The organism is Nocardia brasiliensis IFM 10847 (assembly GCF_000710915.1).
In the GTDB taxonomy this organism is placed as follows: Bacteria; Actinomycetota; Actinomycetes; order Mycobacteriales; family Mycobacteriaceae; genus Nocardia; species Nocardia brasiliensis_A.
On record NZ_BAUA01000192.1, the window covers coordinates 1 to 19706 of the forward strand.

A 19706-nucleotide genomic window follows, 5' to 3' on the forward strand; every position below is an offset into this window, starting at 1 on the left:
CAGGTGTGGACGGCATACGCGGGGCTTGGGGATGTCGAGCGCGGCACACCGATCGCGGACGACGCGCGCGTACGGATCGGCAGCAACACCAAGCCGTTCGTGGCCACGGTCATGCTGCAACTGGTGGCCGAGGGCAAGGCCGAGCTGGATGCGCCGGTGCAGCGTTACCTCCCGGGGCTGGTGCACGGACCCGGGATCGACGGCAATCGGATCACGCTGCGAAATCTGTTGCAGCACACCAGCGGGCTGCCGGAGTACGCGGCGGAGTTCGGGTCGACGCCGAAACCGGGACAGGTCGACACGCACGCCGAACACGTGCGGTGGGGGATCGCCGACATCCACGAGGTGGTGCGCAATGTCTTGACCGTGCCCGCGGATTTCGAGCCGGGTGCGCGATGGGCCTACTCCAACACCAACTACGCCATCGTGGGCATGGTGATCGAGAAATTGACCGGCGGCTCGCTGGGCGAGGAGATCGCGCGCCGCGTCATCGAACCGCTCGGGTTGCGCGACACCTACTATCCGGACGCCGCGGAGACCGATATCCGCGGTCCGCATCCGGTGGGCTATGCCGTGTTCGGTGGGGACCGGGTCGACTACACGCGACAGAACGTGTCGGTGGCGGGCGCGGCAGGCGCGATGGTGTCGACCGGTGCGGACCTCAACCGGTTCTTCACCGCGCTGCTGAACGGTGAGCTGGTGCCGCCCGCTCAGCTGGCTGAAATGAAACGAACTGTGCCACTGGAGGTCTCGGGGCCGCCCGCCGGTTACGGACTCGGCCTCATGCAACGCCGGTTGCCTTGCGGCCAGGACAGCTGGGGACACGGCGGCGACATCGACGGGTTCGAAACCCGCGGCGGTGTCACCGAGGACGGGCGGGCGGTGACCGTGAGCATCAACCAGGTGCCCGAAACCGCGCAGCCGACAGCCGATGTCATGAAGGTCGTCGACACGGCACTCTGCGCCACGAGCTGAACCGGCTACGGTTGTCGGCAGAACCGGCGTGCGAAGGTGAGGTCGATCGTGCTCTCTCTGCCGTTGACGGAGTCCGCCCGGCTCGGCCCGTTGGAGCCGTGGCAGGCCGAGGAGTTCGCCGCGCATCTGGATCGGGCGCGCGAGCACATCCGGCCGTGGGTGAGCGCCGCGTTCGTCACCGACGATGTGGATGGTGCCCGGCGCACGCTGCGCCGGTACGCCGACGGGCAAGCCGCGGACGGCCGACGCCTGTACGGGATTCGGCTGCACGACGTGCTGGTGGGCGGGGTGATGTTCGTCGATTTCGACGCTACTGCGGGTTCCTGCGAGATCGGTTGCTGGCTCGAGCCGGCCGGCGAGGGGCACGGTCTGGTCACCGCGGCCTGTCGCGCACTGCTGGACTGGGCCTTCGGCGTGCGCGGTCTGCATCGCGCCGAATGGCATTGCCGCGCGGACAATAAGCGCAGTTCCGCCGTCGCCGCGCGGCTCGGCATGACGCTCGAAGGTGTGCCGCGCGCGGCCTGGCGCTACGGCGGCACCTGGCACGACGAACAGATCTGGGCGATTCTCGCCACTGAATGGACTGCGCTGTCGGCGACTACCCGGGACTGCGGGCGGTAGCGCGGACGGGTTCCACCTCGACGGCCACGACTTCGCCCGCTCCGGCGGTGCCGACGAGCCCGGCGGCGCAGTAGCCGAGGCGGTGGAATCAACACGGAATCCACACAGGATGGACACAACTGCGCAGGTGCGCGCGTCTACTGTGTGGGCGGTGCGATGGAAAGCGATTGCGGCCTGGGGCGCGGTTCTGCCAGGTGCGATCTGGGTGGTCGTGCGGATCGGCGGGTTCGACGCCTGGTATCCGATGGTGCAGCTGATCGCCTTCACACCCTATGTGGCGGCGTTGTCGATGGTGCCGCTGATGTGGACGGTGCTGTTGCGGCAACGGTATCCGGCGTTGATCGCCGCGGTGACGGCGATCGCGCTGGCCGCGTGTGTGGTTCCGCGTTGGCTGGAGGACGGCGATGCGCTGCGCGGCGCGCGTGGCCCGGAACTGCGCGTCATGTCGGTGAACCTGCTGATGGGGCGAGTTGACCCGGCCAGGCTGGCCGACCTGGCCAGGGACGCCGATGTCATTGCGGTGCAGGAGTTGACGCCGGAGTTCGCCACCGCCTTCGCGAAATACTTCCCGCACCGCGTGAGCTATCCCGCTGCGGGCGTCGGCGGTTCGGGCGTCTTCGCTCGAATCCCGTTGCGGGACGCGGGCGTACGGCACAACCCTTGGGGATTCACCCAGGCCATCGCCGAACTCACCGACTACGGCGTGTTCATCGAGTCCGCGCATCCGGCGGCGCCGTCGAGCCGGGCGGCGATCGAACCGTGGCGGGAGAGCTTCCGCCGCCAGCAGCGTGCCACCCCCGACGGTCCGCTGCGCATCCTGGCCGGTGACTTCAACGCCACCCTCGACCATTCGGTGATGCGCGACCTGTTGCATTCCGGCTACCGGGACGCGGCCCTGGTGCGTGGCAAGGGATTGTCGGGCACCTGGGGACCTTACGACGGCGACCGGATTCCCCCGGTGACCTTGGACCGAGTCCTCGCCGACCGCCGAATCGGCGTCCGCGATCTTCGCATCCTGGACCTCCCCGGCTCAGACCACCGCCCGGTCCTCGCTGTCTTGGTGCTGCCTTGACTCCTGTCACTCGACTTGACTTCAACCTTTGTTGATGTTCGAAGCTTGCCGTCATCACCCGAATATCTCGAAAGGAATTGTGATGACGGAGAATCCGCTTCGACTGGCAGTGATCGTGGGTAGTACCCGGGCGGGCCGTTTCGGGCCGACGGTGGCCAACTGGTTCGTCCGGCGCGCCGAAAAGCGGGCCGACGTCGCGGTCGAGTTCATCGATCTGGCGCAGGATCGCCTGCCCGCGCACATGTCGCACGAGCCCGAACCGGAAGGGGTACAGGCACTGCACTCGGTCGGGTCGCGGCTGACCGCGGCGGACGCGTTCGTCATCGTCACGCCGGAGTACAACCACAGTTACCCGGCGGCACTGAAGAACGCGATCGACTGGCACTTCACCCAGTGGCAGGCCAAGCCGGTCGGATTCGTTTCCTACGGTGGCGTTTCCGGCGGCCTGCGCGCCGTGGAACACCTGCGGCACGTTTTCGCCGAACTGCACGCGGTCACGGTGCGGGACACGGTGAGCTTCCACGGTGCGGCCCAACTCTTCGACGAGACAGGCGAACTCACCGAACCCGCGGCGGCCCAACTGGCCGCCGACCAGCTGCTCGACCAGATCGCCTGGTGGGGAACGGCTTTGCGCTCGGCCCGCGCCGAGCGTCCGTACGTCGCCTGATCGTCGGCGACGTACGGCGGCAGGGTCAGTGTTCGGCTAGCCCGGCGGGCAGCGGCCGGCCGCAGGTGCCGGGCGGGGACTGACCCGCCAGGCGCGCGCTGAACCAGTCGAGCACCTTGGGCGCTACGGCCATTTCGTTGTCGTTGTCGTGGCCGACGCCGGGATTCCACTGCGTGGTGACGTCGATGCCCGCCGCGCAGTAGCGCTGCGCGAGCGCGGCGGTGAATTTCGCCGGGACCAGCTCGTCGTCGAGACCGTGCGCCAGATACACCGGAATCCCCGGTGGCATGTCCGGTGCGCGGTTCTCCTCGAAGGCTTTGCGCCAGGCGGGGTCGGCGAGCGGATCGCCCTTGAAGTAGTCACCCATGCCCGGCAGCGCGGTGAGCCGGGGCAGCAGTGCGCTGAAAGGTGTTGCGGCACAACCTGCCGCGGCGATCTCGCGATTGCGCAGCGCGGCTTGCGGCGTCAACAGCGCGTTGGGGTCGAGGTTCGGGTACACCTTCGGGAACTGGGTGGTGAGGAACGGGACGACGGCCCAGCCGTCGACGAGTTGCGGCGGCCGGGCTCGCAGAATGCCCGCGATATCCGAGGCGGCGGCGTTCGCGGCGTCGGCGACCAGGTGCAGTTCGGGCGCATAGCCGGGCGTCAGCGCGGCCGCGGCCAACGAGATGAGACCGCCCTGCGAGACCCCGTAGATGACCATGTCGGTGCCCGCGCCCGTGCCCGGCAGGTTGCGGGCGGCGCGGGCGGCGTTCACGGCGTCGCGTCCCTGGTCGGCGGTGACCAGGTAGTGCTCGCCGTCGCCGGTGCCCGCCGCACCCGCGTAATCGCTGGCGGCGACCACCCAGCCGCGGTCGAGTGCGCCGTCCAGCCACGGCCGCATGGTCGAGGCGAAATCGGCTTGCCTGCTCGGCGCGCAGTCGGCGCCGAGACTGACGGTGCCGTGCGTGTAGTTGAGGATGGGCCGGTTCGCGGCCGGTCCGAGCGGCGCGATGACCACGCCGGAGGAGACCGTCGGCCGTCCCTGACCGTCTTGAGACCAGTACAAAATGCGCCAGCCTTGGCCACGCACACCGGGCAGCGGCAGCGGCGAAGAACGGATCACCGTGCCGGGGGCGGCGGGGGAAAGTCCTTGCGGCACTGCGTAGAACGCGGCCAGCCGGGCCTGCTCGTCCTGGTGCCGCGCGGCCTGGGTGACGATCGTGCCGTACCAGCCGAGCGCGCCCGCGAGCACGATCAACTGCACGCCCACCGACACCGGACGCCACCAGCGCAGCGTGCTCGCCCGCGGTAGGGGAGCGGTCAGGCGCACGCCGCGCACCACCATCGCCGCGCCGGTGACCAGCAGCGCGAGAATCGTCCACGCGGTGAAGTCGAGCCCCGTCCGATAGGGCAGCGTCGCGAGGACCACCCCCGCGAACACCTGCCACCCGGCCAGAGCGGTGGACGAGACGAGCACATCGTCACGCTGTGTGCCGGCGACCAACGCGCAGATCCCGAGCGCGACGAAGAAGGCGCCCGCCCATACGAAAGCCAGTGATACCGGCATCGATAGCGCGGCGGCACCGACGGCGGCGAAACCTGCGGCCACCAGTGCTTCGGCCGCCAGTGCACGGCCGAGGCGGGCGCTGCGGCGGGTCTGCGCGTCGGCCTGCGGATCGGGCTTGCGCACCGGTGTCAGCGTGCCGGTCTCCGGTTCCGCCGGTGCCCGCCGCGCCCACCACCGACGCCACGCCGCGGACCCGCCCAACGCCACGATGGCGGCGGCGACGACCACCCGCCCCGCGGTCAGCGAGACTCCGAAGGGCGAGTACAGCAACGCACCGGCCAGCAGCACGGCCAGCCCGGGCAGCCACCAGGCGATGCCGCGCAGGTCCCATTTGCCACCGCTCACCTGTGGCCTCCGTCCCTCGGTTACGTGGCAAAAAGCTCGTATCCGACAACTCTACGGACGGGGCGGAACCGGTCCATGTGATCTTCGCCGGGTGCCTGCCGTGCAGCTCACGGCTGGTGTGCTCGGTACCGGTGCCACCGCCGCCGGGCCCAGGTCCGGGCGGCGGGGCTGAACGCGAGGACCGGGAGCAGCAGCACGAACCCGACCACTGCCGCCGGAATCATCAGGTAGATCAGCAACTCGCCGAGCACCTGCAGCACGGTGGGAATCGCGAAGGGAACGGCCAGCACCGCCAGGGCGATCGCGAGCGGGTAGGTGCCGCCGGCGGCCGCGGCGATCGCGGCGAACGCGAATCCGGCCGCGAGCACGAGCCCCAGCAAGGCGACGAGATAGTTGTCCCACCACGCGTGTTGTTTCGTAGGAATCGAAGCGCCTCCGTTGTCGTGCCCGACCCAGCCGCAGAGCCTAGCGGCGCACGGTCTCGTCGACGTCTGGTTCCACGGATGACGTTGCAGGGGAGAGGTTCTCGTCCTGGTTCAGCATCGGCGTCGCGGCCGGGGGCGTGGCTTTGCGGGTGCTCAGCCATGCGCCGACGAGCATCGCCGCCGCGCCCACCGCCTGCACCGGTGCGATCGTCTCGCCGAGCAGGACCCACGCGCACGCCAAGCCGAAGGCCGGCACCAGGAACATCGCCGTGGACGCGGTGGCTGGCCCGACCTGACCGACCGCACGGTAGTAGAGCACGTAGGCGAGGGCGGTCGGCAGAATACCGAGATAGGCCTGGTTGAGCCAGAATCCGAGGCTCAGCTCCGACCACGCGACGGCGGGCAGGACGGGCGCGGCCAGCAGGCCGAGCACCGCGGTGCCCGCGGCGGTGGCGTACACGGTGACGGTCGGCGCGGCGTGCCTGGCCAGGATCGGCGCGCCGAGCATGGTGTAGCCGGCCCAGCAGGCGGCCGCCGCGATGAAGGCCAGATCGCCGAGCAGGCGGTGTCCCCCGGTGGACGGAATGCCCACGAAGAACACGATGCCTCCGAGTACCGCGATGGTCAGGCCCAGTGCGCCGGACCGGGACAACCGCGTGCGGCCGAGCGCGCTCAGCACCGCGAAGGTGAGCACCGGGGCCGTCATCGGCACGATCACGCTGCCGTCCGCCGCGGGCGCCAGCGACAAGCCCAGAAAGAAGAAGAGGTTGTAGCCGAAGACACCGATCAGCCCGAGCCCCGCGATGCGGGTGAACTCCGCCGCGGGCAATCGCACCGGACGTAACACGACGATCAGCACCAGGCTGCCGATCAGGAACCGCAAGAACCCGGCCACCTCGTGCGGCACGTCGTGCACCGCCAGTTTCGAAGAAGCGAACGCGCTGCCCCACAGCGCCATGACCAGCACGAGCATCAATCGAATACGCACGGTGCCGATCCTCGTGCGCCGACCGGGTCGCGGTATTGAACGCTGGTGCGGCGACAATGGTGCGGTGGCGGCGGGTGAATGGGTGACGTACCGGCGGATGCCGGATCGTCCGGTCGAGGTGATGCAGGCGCATTTCGAGCGACACGTCTATCACCTGCACAGCCACGAGACGTACTCGTTCGGGCTCACCAGGTTCGGTGCGCAGAGCTTCGATTGCCGGGGCGCGTCCCGGGTCAGCGCGGCGGGCATGGTGATGGCGTTCAACCCCGACGAGCCGCACGACGGGCACAGCACCACCGAGCTGGGTTTCACCTATTCGATCGTGCACATCGGCACCGAGTTGATCACCGATCTGCTGACCGAACAGACCGCGCGGCCGACCGGTCTGCCGCTGTTCGCCGATCCGGTACTGGACGATCCGCTGCTGTCCCAGGCGTTGTCCAGACTGCATGCCAGCCTGTGGCAGCCCGGTAGCGAGCTGGCGGCGGACGAGGCGCTCGGTGCGACGGTCGCCGCGCTGGTGCGTCGCGGCGCGCGACGTCCGCTGGTGCGGTCGGGCACCGGCGGGGGCGGGGTGGGCGTGGACGTCGCCCGCCGGGTCCGGGCCGTGCTCGACGACCGCTACCTCGAGCCGCTGTCCATGGACGATCTCGCCGAGGCGACCGAGTGCAGCCGGTTCGCTCTGTACCGGGCGTTCCGCGCCAATTACGGTCTGGCCCCGAGTGATTACCAGCGGCTGCTCCGGTTGCGTGCCGCGCGCCGGTCGATCGCGGCGGGCCGCCAGGTCGCCGAGGCGGCCGTCGCCGCGGGCTTCGCCGACCAGGCCCATCTCACCCGTTGGTTCCGGCGTTGCTACGGCATCACGCCCGGCGTCTATTCGAGCGCCGCGAGCTGAATCAGACGACGGGTTCGACGGTCGCGCCGGCGAACAGGACGAAATCGGGGGTGTCGGTGAAGTCCGGGGCGGTCTCCTCGCCGACGTAGAGGTCGAGGTGGTGTGGGCCGCCGAAGCCCGGGATGAACTCGTCGCCGACGAACCATTCGGCGGACTGGAATCTGGTGCACGCGTCGGCGGCTTCGGGATCGATGATGCCGCAGTCGGTCAGGCGCAGCCGGGTGCCCGGGTCGAGCCCGTCGGCGGCGGCGCTCTGAAACGGCCGCAGGATCTCGCCCGCGGCGTCGCGCGGCGCGGAGTCGAGCCAGAAACCGGTGTCGTAGGACCAGTTCAGGTACGTGCCCGCGTGCGCGCCGCTGGTGATCCGGCCGGTGCCCTCTTCCCGTACCGCGGCGATGAAATCCGATGGCAGCAGGCCTATTTCGGCATCCGAATCGGTGCAGTCGGCATCCGCGCATCCGCGCACCGGCTCGCGCGGGCCGTCGTGGAAGGACTCGACCGCGGTGTAGTTCACCGTGACCGTCCAATCGGACCACTCGCCCGCGCCGAAGTCGGCCTCGCAGCCCGCCGCGAGCACCGACACGGCGAGCAACCCCACACCCAGCCTCACGCTCCGATCCTACGGCGACCCCGCGGTCAGGCTGCGCCGAGCCGGAATTCGGCCGCGTGGTCGGTGGCCCACTGCCGGAAGGTGCGCGGCGGCGCCCCGGTGATCCGCTCGACGCTGTCGTGCACCACGGAGGTGAACGATTCCAGCGCGGTGGCGCGCAGCGCCATGATCGCGTCCGCCAGTTCGGCGGGCACGCCGTGGTCGAGCAGTGCCTGTCGTGCCTGCTCCGGTGCGATCTCGTGGAATTCGAGCGTCCGGCCGATTATCTCGCCGATGATCGCGGTTTGCTCGCCGGGCGAAAGCGCTTGGGGCCCACTGAGGGTGTAGATCTGCCCCAGGTGCGCGTCGGTGGTCAGAGCGGCCGCGGCGACCGCTGCGATATCGCGCGGATCGATGACGGCGATGCGGCCCTGGCCATAGGGCGCGTGCACGGCGCCGTGCACGCGGATCGTGCCCGCCCAGTGCAGCGCGTTGGACATGAAGCCCAGCGGACGGATGACGGTGCACGCCACGCCCGACGCCCGCACCGCCGCTTCCCCGGCGCGATGCCAGGTCGGGATGGGATCGGTGGCCGTCTCGTCACCGGCACGACCCGACGACAGCTTCACCAGGCAGGTGACCCCCGCGGCGGCCGCCGCCCCGGCGACCGTGGCGTCGTGCTCGGGAATCGCGGGCCCGGTGGACAGCAGGAAGACGCGGTGGACGTCCCGCATGGCGACGGCCACGGCGGCCGAGTCGCTCAACTCGGCGCGGACGACCTCGACGGCGGCGGGCAATCGGGCGGACTCCGGCCGTCTGGTCACCGCCCGCACCCGTTCGCCTGTGGCGAGCAGTTGCTCGATCAGGGCTCGGCCGACCGTTCCCGTGGCACCGGTAACGAGAATCATGATGTCGCTTCCTTTTTCGCGGGGCGGGTGCTCGGATCGAGCACGCTGCGCCGGAGCCAGCATCGGTCGCCGCCGCGATCTGCTCCATTCATCCACCGGTTATCGGTGGAAAAACTCCATGGCGCGTGCTGGTTCGAAAGGAATCGCCGCACGGACGAACTCGTCGGCCCGCAGATCCGCCATCCGGGGCAGCCGTCGGTCAGCGCACTTCGGGTGGCCGGGGCCAGGGGTTGTCCTCGAGGTGTTCGACGGACTGGTTGAAGCGGGCGATGAGTCTGCCCAGCTGTTCGATGTCGGCGCCGGGCCAGTCCGCGACCACCGCCCCGATCCCGTCGTGGCTCTGCCTGCGGTCGGAGGCCAGCGCTTCCAGCCCCTTGGTGCTGGCCCGGATCTTGCGTGCGATCCCGCCCTCTGGGTCCGGCACGCGGTCGACCAGCCCCTGCTTGAGCATCGCGGCGACCTGGCGGTTGATCGTGGAGATGTCGAGTTGGAAGGCCTCGGACAACTCGCGCAGGCTCAGCGGGTCGTCGCATTCCAGCCTGGTCAGGATGAGAAAGGCCGAGCGGTCGAGCTGGAAGCCCGGTCTGCGCAGCAGCGACGCGGGGAAGTGCCGGGCGAGCAGAGTCAGCTCGTAGACCAGGCGGGGGAGCGCGGCGTTGTCGGCCGAACCGGAATCGGACATGGCCACACTATGTCGTGTGCGTCACGCCGATATCAAATTGTGCACCATACACATCGTGTGTAGCGTGCACATTCGTGAGTGTTGCTGCCGACGCGTCTTCGACCGTCTCCGATACCGACGACCGACGGCGTCCGGCGCCGGCCGTGCTGATCGCGACCCTCGGCATGGTCGGTGTCGTCGTCTCGCTCATGCAGACGCTGGTCATCCCGATCATCCCGTCGTTGCCCACGCTGCTGGACACCTCGGCGGCCAACGCATCGTGGGTGGTCACCGCGACCCTGCTGGCCGGCGCGGTGGCGACGCCGATCAGCGGGCGGCTCGGCGACATGTTCGGCAAGCGCCGCGTGCTGTTCGCCAACCTGCTGCTGCTGGTCGCGGGCTCGGTCGTGTGCGCGGCGTTCTCCTCGCTGGTCCCCGAGATCATCGGGCGCTCGCTGCAGGGCGCGGCGGTCGGTGCGATCCCGCTGGGCATCAGCATCATGCGTGACGAACTGCCCGCCGAGAAGGTCGGTTCGGCCATGGCGATCATGAGCGCCACCCTCGGCGTCGGCGGCGCCCTCGGCCTGCCGCTGGCCGCCGCCATCGCGCAGAACGCCGACTGGCACATGCTGTTCTGGACCGCCGCAGGGCTCGGTGTCGTCTGTGCCGCACTGGTTTTCGTCTTCGTGCCGGAATCGCCGGTGCGCACCCCGGCCAAGTTCGACTTCGGTGGCGCGCTCGGTCTGTCGATCGCGTTGCTGGCGTTGCTCATTCCGATCACCAAGGGTGCGGACTGGGGTTGGGCGAGCGCGCCGACGCTGATCCTGTTCGCGGTGTCGGTGGTGGTGTTCATCGGGTGGGGCGCGTTCGAACTCCGCCAGCGTTCGCCGCTGGTCGACCTGCGGGTCTCGGCGCGGCCGCGGGTGCTGTTCACCAACCTGGCCTCGATCGCGGTGGGCTTCGCGCTCTACGGCATGTCCCTGACCTTCCCGCAGTTGCTGATGGCGCCGGAGCAGACCGGCTACGGCTTCGGCCTGACCATGGTGAACGCCGGATTGGCCTTGGCGCCGACCGGTTTCGTGATGATGCTGCTCTCCCCGGTGTCGGCGCGACTGTCGGCGGCCCGCGGCCCGAAGATCACCCTCGCGCTGGGTGCGGCCGTGATCGCGGCGGGTTACCTGTGCGCGGTGGTGCTGATGAACAGCGTCTGGGAGATCATGGTCGCGTCGATGATCGTCGCGGCCGGCGTCGGCCTGGCCTACGCCGCGATGCCCGCGCTGATCATGGGCGCGGTGCCGATCACCGAGACCGCGGCGGCCAACGGCCTGAACTCGCTGATGCGCTCGGTCGGCACGTCCACCTCCTCGGCCGTGATGAGCGTGGTGCTGGCGCATATGACCATGCAGCTCGGCCCGCACGTGCTGCCCTCGCGCGACGGCTTCCACACCACCTTCCTCATCGCGACGGCCGCGGCCATCGTGGCCATCGTGCTCACCGCGCTGATCCCGATGCGCCGGGCGGCCGACGCGGCCACCAAGGTGGGCCACGCCTGAGCTGAACGTCGTCGGGGCCGATTCGAGTTCGCTCGAGTCGGCCCTTTCGTATGTCCGGTTCAGTCCGGCGGTACGGCCGCGGTGTAGCGGCGGGCGAGGGTGCGGATGTGCGCGACCAGCTCCGGCGGGTCCTCGACGCGGAAATCCATCATCAGCATGCTGAGGTAGATGGCGATGGTTTCCAGGGCGTCGGCGCCGGTCAGCAGCACGCAGGTGTTCTCGTCGACGGCCTCGACCACGCCGACCGCGGGATTGATTCTGGCGATGACGGTTTCGGCGGAGGCGAGCACCGTGACCCGGGCCTGCACCTGCCAGCCGGTGGTGGCGATATGCCGCATCACGAACGCGACCAGGTCGTCGTCGGGCAGCGCGCGGGCCGCGAACCGACGGCTGCCGGTGCTCGCGCGCCGCACCCTGGCGACGGGAATCGCACTCCAGGAATGGGTTTCGAGCAAATAGGCGACGAGGTACCAGCGGCGCTGCCAATTGATCAGCCGATAGGGCTCGATCTCCCCGGACTGCTCGTCCTGCTCCACGAAGACGGTGGCGCCGTCGCGGATCGCACTGGCCAGCGTGGTCAGCACCTCGGCCGGAACCGGCGCGTCGGGCTCGCGGGAGCCGGTGGTGGCCGGGCCGATCGCGGTGGCCTCGCGGAGCGCGGACACTTTGCGCTGCAAGCGTTTCGGCAGGATCTGGTCCAGTTTGGCGAGCGCCCGCGTGACGTGGTCGCCGATGTCCGCGATGCCGGTGGCGCCGTCCTCGGCGAGCCCGACCGCCACCGCGACGGCTACTGCCTCGTCGTCGTCGAGCAACAGTGGCGGCATCGTGGTGCCGCGGCCGAGCCGGTAGCCGCCCACCGACCCGCGTTGCGCCTGCACCGGATAGCCCAGCTCGCGCAGGCGCTGGATGTCGTGACGCAGTGTGCGATCGGTGACCGCCAAGCGCTCGGCCAGTTCCCGTCCGGTGTGTGCGCGATCTTGCAGCAGGGCCAGCAAACGCAGTACGCGCACTGTGGTCGGCGTCACATTTTTTCCGTCGTCATATTAGGAACGATATTAGCCTAATGGCCGCATAAGCTCATGTCAGAAGCAAGAACAAGAACTCGAAAGGCTCCGACATGAACGCCACCAACACCGCCGCCGCCACCCTCAGCCCCGTCTGGCGCGCCGTGCTCACCGACTCCTACCGCGCCCTGGCAACCGTCGTCGCCGGCGTCCGCGACGACCAGTGGCAGCTGCCGACCCCGTGCTCGGAATGGAACGTGACCCAGGTGGTGCAGCACGCGGCGGGCGATCAGCTGGCGTTCGCGCAGTTCCTCGGCATCGGCACCGGCCCGGCCTTCAATCCCTTCGAGCCGTCGGGCAGCATCGACGGCCCCGCGCAGGCCCTGGTGGACGACGCCATCGAGCAGACGACCACGGCGTGGGCGACGGTCGCCGACGGCACCGAGACCGTGCCGACCCCGCTGCCGCACGGCGCCCTCGCCACCCCGGTGGCCGCCGTGATGTGCGCGCTGGACGCCGCGGTGCACGCCTGGGATATCGCGATCGCCACGGGCCAGCCGTCCCCGCTCACCGACGAGCTCGCCGGCCGCCTGCTCACGGCCGCCCGCGCCCTGCACCCCGCACCGGGCAGCGGCGAGGAAGCCGAGATCGTCGAGCCGCTGCGGCAGTGGGGCGCGTACGCGGCCGTCGTCGACGGCAAGCCGGACGACACCGAGGTCGCCGAACTGCTCCGCTACCTCGGTCGTGATCCTCGGATCTGAACCCGGACGAGACCTTTGATGTCCCGCACGCGGAATCGGCGACGATTTCGTCTGCGGGACATCAAAGTGTGTGTGGCACAGCCGTTCAGCGAGCAGTGACGAAGCCTTCGGCGACCATCCAGTCGCGGGCGACCTCGGCCGGTTCCCGGCCTTCGACGTCGACCTGCCGGTTCAGCTCGGTGATGGCCTCGTTGGTCAGGCGTTGCGAGATCGGCTCCAGGATGGTGGCGACCTGGGGGTGCGCGTCGGCGAAGGATGCGCGCATCACCACGGCCGCGTTGTACTTCGGGAAGAAGGCTCGATCGTCTTGCAGCAGCACCAGATCCAGTGCCGGGATGCGGCCGTCGGTGGCGGCGACGGAACCGAACCGGCACTGTTTGGCGTCGGCGACGGCCTGGTAGACGATCGGATCCTGGACGATCTGCTTGCGCACCTTGCCGGTGTCGATGGCGTACTTGCGCGCCATGCCGGGGTATCCGTCTTGGCGCACATTGAATTCCGTGCCGACACAGGTCGCCGCGGCCTCGGGATCGGTGCCGACCAATTTCGCGTAGTCCGACAGTGTGCGCACGCCGGTGCGCTGCGCGGTGGCCGAACTCGTCACCAGGGCGTAGGTGTTGTTCATCGGCGCCATCGCCGTCCAGAGCATGCCGTGTGCGTCCAGATCGGCCGCGCGCACGGCTTCGAACTGACCGAGCTCATCCGGGATCGGTTGTTCCTTGCCGAGATAGTTGACCCAGCCGGTGCCGGTGTAGTCGTAGGCCACATCGATCTGACCGTGTAGTTGCGCGTCGCGAAGACTGTTGGAGCCCTGGATGTTCGTCAGGTCGCGGACTTGCGCGCCCGCCGCCGACATCGCGAATTCGATGAGATAGCCGAGGATGTTCTGTTCGGTGAAGTCCTTGGACCCCACGATGATCCGCACGCCGTCGAGTTCTGGTACGGGCTGGATGCTGCCCGGACCGACCCGAAGCGGCACCGCGGCACCGGATTCCAGCCCGCACGCCGCGAGCAGCAGCATCCCGGTCGCGAGCGCCAGACTCAGCCGGCGCCGGTTCACCGCAGCCCCCTCGGCCCGAGGAACTGTTCGGCGAGCGCGCCGAGCCAGTCGACCAGCAGCGCGAGCGCCACCGCGAGCACGGCGCCGACCACCAGCGTGACGTTGTCGCGCAGCTTGTAGCCGGTATCGATCAAAATGCCGAGACCGCCCGCGCTGACCAGGAACGACAGTGTCGCGGTGCCGACGGCGAGCACCAGCGAGGTGCGCAGCCCGGCCAGGATGTAGGGCACCGCGAGCGGAAACTCGATGCGGCGCAACACCGTAACCGCCGACATGCCCTGTCCGCGGCCGGCGTCGATGAGCGTCCGATCCACCTGCTGATAGCCGAGGATCGTGTTGCGCAGCACCGGAAGCAGCGAATAGAACGCGATCGGCGCGACCCCGATCCAGAACCCGGTGGTGCGGGTCGCCAGATAGAACAGCACGATCAAGCCGATCGCGGGCGCGGCCGCGCCGATGTTCGCGATGCCCACGAAAACCGGTGCGATGCGGCGGTATCCGGGTCGGCTGAGCACGGTGCCGAGCGGCACCGCGACGGCCACGACGATCAGCACCACGGTGGCCGTGATCAGGATGTGCTGCCAGGTGACGGTCACGATATTGCCGGTGTTCAGGCTCGCCTGCTGGGTGGCGGTCAGGTCTCTGGCGAAGGCCCACACCAGCACCCCCGCGGTGAGCAGGACGACGAGCACCGGCTGCGCGATCAACCGGATTCGCTCGGCTCGGCGCTGCGCGGCTGGCCCGGCGACAGTCGGTACGGTGTCCGCGGTCGCGGTCATGGTGCGTCACCCGCTGCGGGACCGCCGGTTTCGAGGACGCGACCGGGTGTGCTGCCGGAGCCGTGTTCGGTCCGCATCGCCGAAAGGTGCGCGACCAGAGTGTCGATGGTGATCAGCCCGACGTACTCGCCGCGTTTGCCGGTGACCACCGCGTTCGCCGTCTGGTCGGCGAGTAGCGCTGCCAAGGCGTCCTGCAGGGTGGAGCGCAACGACAGCGGCTCGCCGATCGCGAACCCGATGTCGCGCAACGCGTTCGCGTGCGCCAGGTGATCGGTCGAGACCCAGCGCAGTGGCCGCCGCTGCCGGTCCAGGATCAATGCCCACGGCCAGTCCCGTTCGGCCAGTGCGGTGCGCAGGACATCGACCGGTTCGTCTTCGACGGCGGTCGGGCATTGGGCGAGTTCGGCATCTTGTACCCGCGTGAGCGTCAACTGTTTCAGTGACGCGTCCGCCCCGACGAAGCCGGCGACCGTCTCGTCGGCGGGGTCGGCCAGAATCGCGGCGGGTGTGTCGTACTGCAGGATGCGCGAGCGGCTGCCGAGCACGGCGATGCGGTCGCCGAGCTTGACCGCCTCGGTGAAATCGTGCGTGACGAAGACGATGGTCTTGCCCAATTCGCCTTGCAGGCGCAGCAATTCGTCTTGCAGCAGGCCGCGGGTGATCGGGTCGACCGCGCCGAACGGCTCGTCCATCAGCAGCACGGGCGGGTCGGCCGCGAGCGCGCGGGCCACGCCGACGCGCTGCTGCTGGCCGCCGGAGAGCTGTCGCGGATAGCGGTGCCGGTAGGTGTCGGGGTCGAGACCGACCAGGTCCAGCATTTCGTCGGTGCGGGCCGCGATCCGCTTGCGATCCCAGCCGATCAGTCCGGGCACCGTGGCAACGTTCTTGGCGACCGTCATATGCGGGAACAGCCCCGCCTGCTGAATCGAATAGCCGATGCCGCGGCGCAACTGGTCGGCGTCGATCGAGGCGGCGTCGCGGCCACCGATCGTGATGGTGCCCGAGGTCGGTTCGATCAACCGGTTGATCATCCGCATGGTGGTGGTCTTGCCGCAGCCGGACGGGCCGACCAGCACGACGATCTCACCGGCGGGGATCGTCATGGACACCCGGTCTACGGCCGGATCACGTTGACCCGGATAGTGTTTGGTGACCGTGTCGAGCACGATCTCCTCACCGGACACCGCCGTCGAGGCGACGCCGGAACGGGTTTCGGTGTCAGTCACGGATTCCCCTCGAGGTGGTGAGACGTCCGAGCAGGACGTAGATCCCGTCCAATACCAGTGCGAGCACGACGATCAGGACGGTGCCGACGAGTGCCTGCGGCACCGCGTTCGGGCTGCCGAGCCGGCCGAGGCCGGAGAAGATCAGGTTGCCCAGCCCGGGACCCTTGGCGTAGGCCGCGATGGCCAGGATGCCCATGGACAACTGGGTGCTGACCCGCATACCCGTCAGGATGGCCGGCCAGGCCAGCGGCAGTTCGATGGCGGCGAGCACGCGCAGCCGATTCATCCCGACCCCGCGCGCCGCGTCGGTGACCGCGGGATCCACCGAGGACAGCCCGATGATGGTGTTGCGCAGGATCGGCAGCAGTGCGTAGAGCACCAGCGCGGTGATGGTCGGGCCGACGCCGAGGCCGAGAATCGGAATCAGCAGGCCGAGCAGGGCGAACGAGGGCACGGTGAGAATCGCGCTCGCCAGAGCCGTGGCCAGCGAGGAGCCAAGTGGACTGCGGTGCACCAGGATTCCGATGAGCACCGCGACGATCGTCGCCAGCAGCACCGATTGCAACACCGCCGACACGTGCAGGTAGGAGTCGATGAGCAGCTGATGTCGCCGGTGTACTACGAAGGTCCACAGCGTGTCCAGGGTCGTACCTCCCCGTCGCCCGGTTTTTCGGACCCTATCGCGGATTCCTGCCCGAGGGAGGGAAACGCGGGCGGCGTGGCGGGTGGTGCGGCGGACCGGGCCGCCGCACCACCGGTTCAACGAGACCTCAGACCGCGGATCTGATGTCGGTGTGCACGAAGTCGTTGCCCTTGTAGAGCAGCGGCTCCTTGGTGACGGTGGCGAGTGCGTAGGCGAAGCAGTCGCCGAGGTTGAGCTGGGCGGGATGCCCGCTGCCCTTGCCGAAGTCGCGGTATGCGGCGCGGGCTACCGCAGCCTGTTCCACGGAGACGGGAGCCAGTTCAATATCTCCCTCGTCGATCAGGTCTGCGAATCGGCGACTCAGGATCGGATCGCGGCTGCGATCGACCTTGATCGCCACTTCGAAATGGTTCACCACCGACATCGAGCGGCTTTCCGCCGCGTCGAGCGCGTCGATGAAGTCCCCTCGCTCGGGCTCACTGCCGATGATGGCGAGTAGGGCGGATGCGTCGACGATCATGCGGGCATCCCCTCGTCGTCGTAGAGATCATCGGTGGTGAGAACCGCCCGGGTCTGGGGTGTCATCCGTGCGTCGATATCGGACACGATCTCCCACAGGCGCTGCCTGCGCGTTTTTCGTGCCGCCTCGCGCTCGGCATCAAGCTCTTTCAGCATGCGTTTCAGTGCCTCCTCGATTACGCCGGTCTGCGTCAACCCCGTCCGCTCCGCTGCTTCACGTACCAAGGCGTGCACCTTCTCGTTTTTGATGTTCAGTCCCATTGTCTACCATTCTGTAGCGGGGTAATAGAAAATCTACCCCGGGTACCCGGGTAGGGCCAAATCGTTTTTCGCCGGGAACCCTTCGGCCCGCCCGTTCGTAGAATTCGGCAAGGGGTCACGAACGACGGGACCGCGACGAACCGGGGGAATTGATGTCCGAACAGCAGGTCGGCGCCGTGGTGCGACGCGGGCGCGCGCGGGTCTGGCTGGTGGCCGCGATGCTCGTCGCCGCGCTGGTCGCCGCGGGGGTGGTCGGGGTGCGGTGGTGGCAGGACCGCACGCATCCGCCGGCGATCGCGGGCGAGCGGCTCACCGCGTTCCCCCCGATCGATCGTTCGGCTCTCGATCCGACGCAAGCTCGGGTGATCGCGGTGGCGGAGCGGGAGTTCCGGTCTCCGGGTGCGGGGGAGAAGTATGCCGAGGGGGTGCGGGAACCGTGGTGTGCCGACTTCGTCAGCTGGGTGATGCGCGAGTCCGGCGTACCGCTGGCCAACCCGAATTCGGGCTCGTGGCGAATCCCCGGCGTCTACACCCTGCAGGAGTTCTACACGGGCGCTGACCGTTTCGTCCGTTTCGGCGACTATCGGCCGCGCACCGGTGACGTGATCCTCTACAGCGATGCCAGTCCGTTCAACCAGCACACCAACATCGTGCTGAAAACCGACGCGGACACCGTGACGACGTTGGGGGGCAACGAGTTCGGCGAAATCGGCCTGCATACGTTCCGGCTCGCGGAGGTGCCGGGGATCGTCGGATTCGGGCGGCTGTGAACGCCGCCGCGGCCACTGCGCGGCAACAGGCATTCCAGCAGGTGCGCAATTAGTTCTACGATAGAAGCGGCGGCGCCCGGCAGCGCCGTCGCCGATCCCCGCCCTGTCTCCCCCTCATCGACAGGACGGGGATCTCGGGTTCAGCCGCGCGCAAGTTCCGGGCAATGTCGGTCGCGTACCGTGTCGGATGTCCATCGAGTGGTGAGGTTCCGGAACAACTGATGCAGCCGACCGACGAAACGAGCAGCGATCCCGACTGGATCGACTACGCCGCCTTCGGCGAGCGCTTCGTCACGCACGCGGTGACGAAGGATCGGGTCGAGGCCGCGGTGGCCGGTGTGACCGGGCGCGGCATGACGATCGGGCCGTTCTCCATCGGCCCGGCCGGGCTCGCCGGATTCGTCGCCGAGGGCAAGGTCGGTACACCGGAGGTATTGCACAGCGGCCCCGATGTCACGTTCGAGGTCACCGTGCCGGTGTCGTTGGCGCTGAAGGTGATGCTGGGCGGCAAGAAGCTGCGGCTCGAGGCGCGCGTCGAGGTCGACCTGACCCTGCACGCGCGCACCGCCGATCCGCTGCTGATCGTCATCGATATCCCGCCGATCACCCAGCGTGACATCAGCTTCGTGCTGCGGGCCCAGGCCGAGGATTCGGCGTTGGAAATGCTGCTCGATCCGATCGCGGGCCTCGTGCAGCGGGAGGTCGCGTCCCGGGTGAACGGCATGCTCGCCGATCCGCAGGCCCGTCGCGCGCGCGTGTTCGACGTGGAAGCGCTGGTGAGCGGCACTCGGTCCGAGCATCGGGAGCAGGCCGAATTCGACTGGATCGGCTACGACGAATTCGGGCACCGCTTCTTCTCCCGCATCGTCACCCGCGATCGAGTGCTGCACGTGGTGGAGAAGATGGCGGGACGGCCGATCGAGGTCGGCCCGCTCAAGACCGGCCCGCGCAACGCGGCGACGGTCACCGTGCGCGGCGCCATCCGGGTGCCGCAGCTGGCCGACAAGGCCGATACGCCACGGGCTTTCGACCTGACCCTGCCGATCGGCCTGGACATCACCGTCGACGTGCTCAAGGCCAACCGTTACCGCGCCGACGTCGAGGTGCCGCTGGTGCTGACGGCGCGCGCCGCGGACCCGTTGCTCGTGATCATCGATGTGCCGCCGCCGGATCGGGACGAGATCCGGCTGGAGTTCAAGGCGCACGGGGTGCGCGCGGCCACGCTCGGCGCCCTGGCCGGCATCAAGAAGCAGGTCATCGCGCAGGTCGCCGGCGTCGTTGGTAAGGAGCTGGCAGACAGCTCCGGCCGGACCATCGATGTCGCGGCCCGCATCGACGGCACCGCGTAGCCCCTGCTCGGCCGACTCGAGCATGTGACCAATGTGAACAGCTGTGTCCCGTGGGTCTGGCGGTTCCCATGTGATTGTGGTGAAAT

Annotated in this window: 22 protein-coding genes; 9 read left to right on the top strand and 13 right to left on the bottom strand. The window is 68.9% G+C overall.

Features of this window, described 5'->3' with window-relative positions; translation table 11 throughout:
• The 4 genes from NBRGI_RS37370 to NBRGI_RS37385 all read left to right on the top strand — a co-directional run.
• Positions 1-975, top strand: a 975-nt coding sequence (locus tag NBRGI_RS37370; protein ID WP_036562300.1) for a serine hydrolase domain-containing protein, incomplete at its 5' end; no start/stop codon positions are given.
• A gap of 48 nt (positions 976-1023) precedes the next feature.
• On the top strand, positions 1024-1596 hold the full coding sequence (locus NBRGI_RS37375; protein WP_029902093.1) for a GNAT family N-acetyltransferase: 573 nt from the start codon (positions 1024-1026) through the stop codon (positions 1594-1596).
• A gap of 151 nt (positions 1597-1747) precedes the next feature.
• Positions 1748-2668: an endonuclease/exonuclease/phosphatase family protein gene (locus NBRGI_RS37380; protein WP_235211240.1), complete on the top strand. Its 921-nt coding sequence runs from the start codon at positions 1748-1750 to the stop codon at positions 2666-2668.
• An 82-nt stretch (positions 2669-2750) separates the two neighbouring features.
• The gene (locus NBRGI_RS37385) at positions 2751-3335 is read left to right on the top strand and encodes an NADPH-dependent FMN reductase (protein WP_029902097.1); all 585 of its coding nucleotides are present in this window, start codon (positions 2751-2753) and stop codon (positions 3333-3335) included.
• A 25-nt stretch (positions 3336-3360) separates the two neighbouring features.
• On the opposite strand, the gene NBRGI_RS37390 is transcribed toward NBRGI_RS37385, so the two are convergent.
• The 3 genes from NBRGI_RS37390 to NBRGI_RS37400 all read right to left on the bottom strand — a co-directional run bounded on the left by NBRGI_RS37390 (position 3361) and on the right by NBRGI_RS37400 (position 6642).
• The gene (locus NBRGI_RS37390) at positions 3361-5229 is read right to left on the bottom strand and encodes a lipase family protein (RefSeq protein WP_029902100.1); all 1869 of its coding nucleotides are present in this window, start codon (positions 5227-5229) and stop codon (positions 3361-3363) included.
• 107 nt (positions 5230-5336) lie between these two features.
• Complete coding sequence (locus tag NBRGI_RS37395) at positions 5337-5609, bottom strand: hypothetical protein (RefSeq protein ID WP_029902102.1); 273 nt, start codon at positions 5607-5609, stop codon at positions 5337-5339.
• A gap of 85 nt (positions 5610-5694) precedes the next feature.
• Entirely contained in the window at positions 5695-6642 is a 948-nt protein-coding gene (locus NBRGI_RS37400) for a DMT family transporter (RefSeq protein ID WP_148311109.1), read from the bottom strand.
• 64 nt (positions 6643-6706) lie between these two features.
• Between NBRGI_RS37400 and NBRGI_RS37405 the strand changes: the two genes are divergently transcribed.
• Positions 6707-7537 (top strand): AraC family transcriptional regulator, encoded by an 831-nt coding sequence (locus tag NBRGI_RS37405; RefSeq protein ID WP_029902106.1) that lies wholly within the window; start codon positions 6707-6709, stop codon positions 7535-7537.
• Position 7538: 1 nt separating this feature from the next.
• Here NBRGI_RS37405 and NBRGI_RS37410 read toward each other — a convergent pair whose 3' ends face one another.
• The 3 genes from NBRGI_RS37410 to NBRGI_RS37425 form a co-directional block, all read right to left on the bottom strand.
• Positions 7539-8147: a hypothetical protein gene (locus tag NBRGI_RS37410; protein WP_235211241.1), complete on the bottom strand. Its 609-nt coding sequence runs from the start codon at positions 8145-8147 to the stop codon at positions 7539-7541.
• Positions 8148-8173: 26 nt separating this feature from the next.
• Entirely contained in the window at positions 8174-9034 is an 861-nt protein-coding gene (locus NBRGI_RS37415) for an NAD(P)H-binding protein (RefSeq protein WP_029902110.1), read from the bottom strand.
• Between the two features lie 199 nt (positions 9035-9233).
• Positions 9234-9716, bottom strand: a complete 483-nt coding sequence (locus tag NBRGI_RS37425; RefSeq protein ID WP_029902112.1) for a MarR family winged helix-turn-helix transcriptional regulator — start codon at positions 9714-9716, stop codon at positions 9234-9236.
• A 74-nt stretch (positions 9717-9790) separates the two neighbouring features.
• Between NBRGI_RS37425 and NBRGI_RS37430 the strand changes: the two genes are divergently transcribed.
• Positions 9791-11248: an MFS transporter gene (locus NBRGI_RS37430; RefSeq protein WP_200882277.1), complete on the top strand. Its 1458-nt coding sequence runs from the start codon at positions 9791-9793 to the stop codon at positions 11246-11248.
• A 59-nt stretch (positions 11249-11307) separates the two neighbouring features.
• Here the strand turns inward: NBRGI_RS37430 and NBRGI_RS37435 are convergent, their stop codons facing one another.
• Entirely contained in the window at positions 11308-12273 is a 966-nt protein-coding gene (locus NBRGI_RS37435; RefSeq protein WP_029902116.1) for a helix-turn-helix transcriptional regulator, read from the bottom strand.
• Between the two features lie 92 nt (positions 12274-12365).
• On the opposite strand from NBRGI_RS37435, the gene NBRGI_RS37440 reads away from it, so the two are divergent.
• The gene (locus NBRGI_RS37440) at positions 12366-13013 is read left to right on the top strand and encodes a TIGR03086 family metal-binding protein (protein WP_029902118.1); all 648 of its coding nucleotides are present in this window, start codon (positions 12366-12368) and stop codon (positions 13011-13013) included.
• A gap of 85 nt (positions 13014-13098) precedes the next feature.
• Here the strand turns inward: NBRGI_RS37440 and NBRGI_RS37445 are convergent, their stop codons facing one another.
• The 6 genes from NBRGI_RS37445 to NBRGI_RS37470 all read right to left on the bottom strand — a co-directional run bounded on the left by NBRGI_RS37445 (position 13099) and on the right by NBRGI_RS37470 (position 17501).
• The gene (locus tag NBRGI_RS37445; RefSeq protein ID WP_051728340.1) at positions 13099-14034 is read right to left on the bottom strand and encodes a glycine betaine ABC transporter substrate-binding protein; all 936 of its coding nucleotides are present in this window, start codon (positions 14032-14034) and stop codon (positions 13099-13101) included.
• A 35-nt stretch (positions 14035-14069) separates the two neighbouring features.
• On the bottom strand, positions 14070-14852 hold the full coding sequence (locus tag NBRGI_RS37450; protein WP_029902122.1) for an ABC transporter permease: 783 nt from the start codon (positions 14850-14852) through the stop codon (positions 14070-14072).
• Entirely contained in the window at positions 14849-16078 is a 1230-nt protein-coding gene (locus NBRGI_RS37455; RefSeq protein WP_029902124.1) for an ABC transporter ATP-binding protein, read from the bottom strand. Before NBRGI_RS37455 ends, NBRGI_RS37450 begins: the two co-directional genes overlap by 4 nt.
• Positions 16071-16721 (bottom strand): ABC transporter permease, encoded by a 651-nt coding sequence (locus NBRGI_RS37460; RefSeq protein WP_029902126.1) that lies wholly within the window; start codon positions 16719-16721, stop codon positions 16071-16073. Before NBRGI_RS37460 ends, NBRGI_RS37455 begins: the two co-directional genes overlap by 8 nt.
• Before the next feature lie 127 nt (positions 16722-16848).
• Positions 16849-17241, bottom strand: a complete 393-nt coding sequence (locus tag NBRGI_RS37465) for a type II toxin-antitoxin system VapC family toxin (RefSeq protein WP_029902128.1) — start codon at positions 17239-17241, stop codon at positions 16849-16851.
• Entirely contained in the window at positions 17238-17501 is a 264-nt protein-coding gene (locus NBRGI_RS37470; RefSeq protein ID WP_029902130.1) for a type II toxin-antitoxin system VapB family antitoxin, read from the bottom strand. The genes NBRGI_RS37465 and NBRGI_RS37470 overlap by 4 nt, the downstream gene beginning before the upstream one ends.
• A 152-nt stretch (positions 17502-17653) precedes the next feature.
• On the opposite strand from NBRGI_RS37470, the gene NBRGI_RS37475 reads away from it, so the two are divergent.
• Entirely contained in the window at positions 17654-18271 is a 618-nt protein-coding gene (locus tag NBRGI_RS37475) for a CHAP domain-containing protein (protein ID WP_029902132.1), read from the top strand.
• Between the two features lie 221 nt (positions 18272-18492).
• The gene (locus NBRGI_RS37480) at positions 18493-19620 is read left to right on the top strand and encodes a hypothetical protein (protein WP_029902134.1); all 1128 of its coding nucleotides are present in this window, start codon (positions 18493-18495) and stop codon (positions 19618-19620) included.
• The last annotated feature ends 86 nt before the right edge of the window (positions 19621-19706 follow it).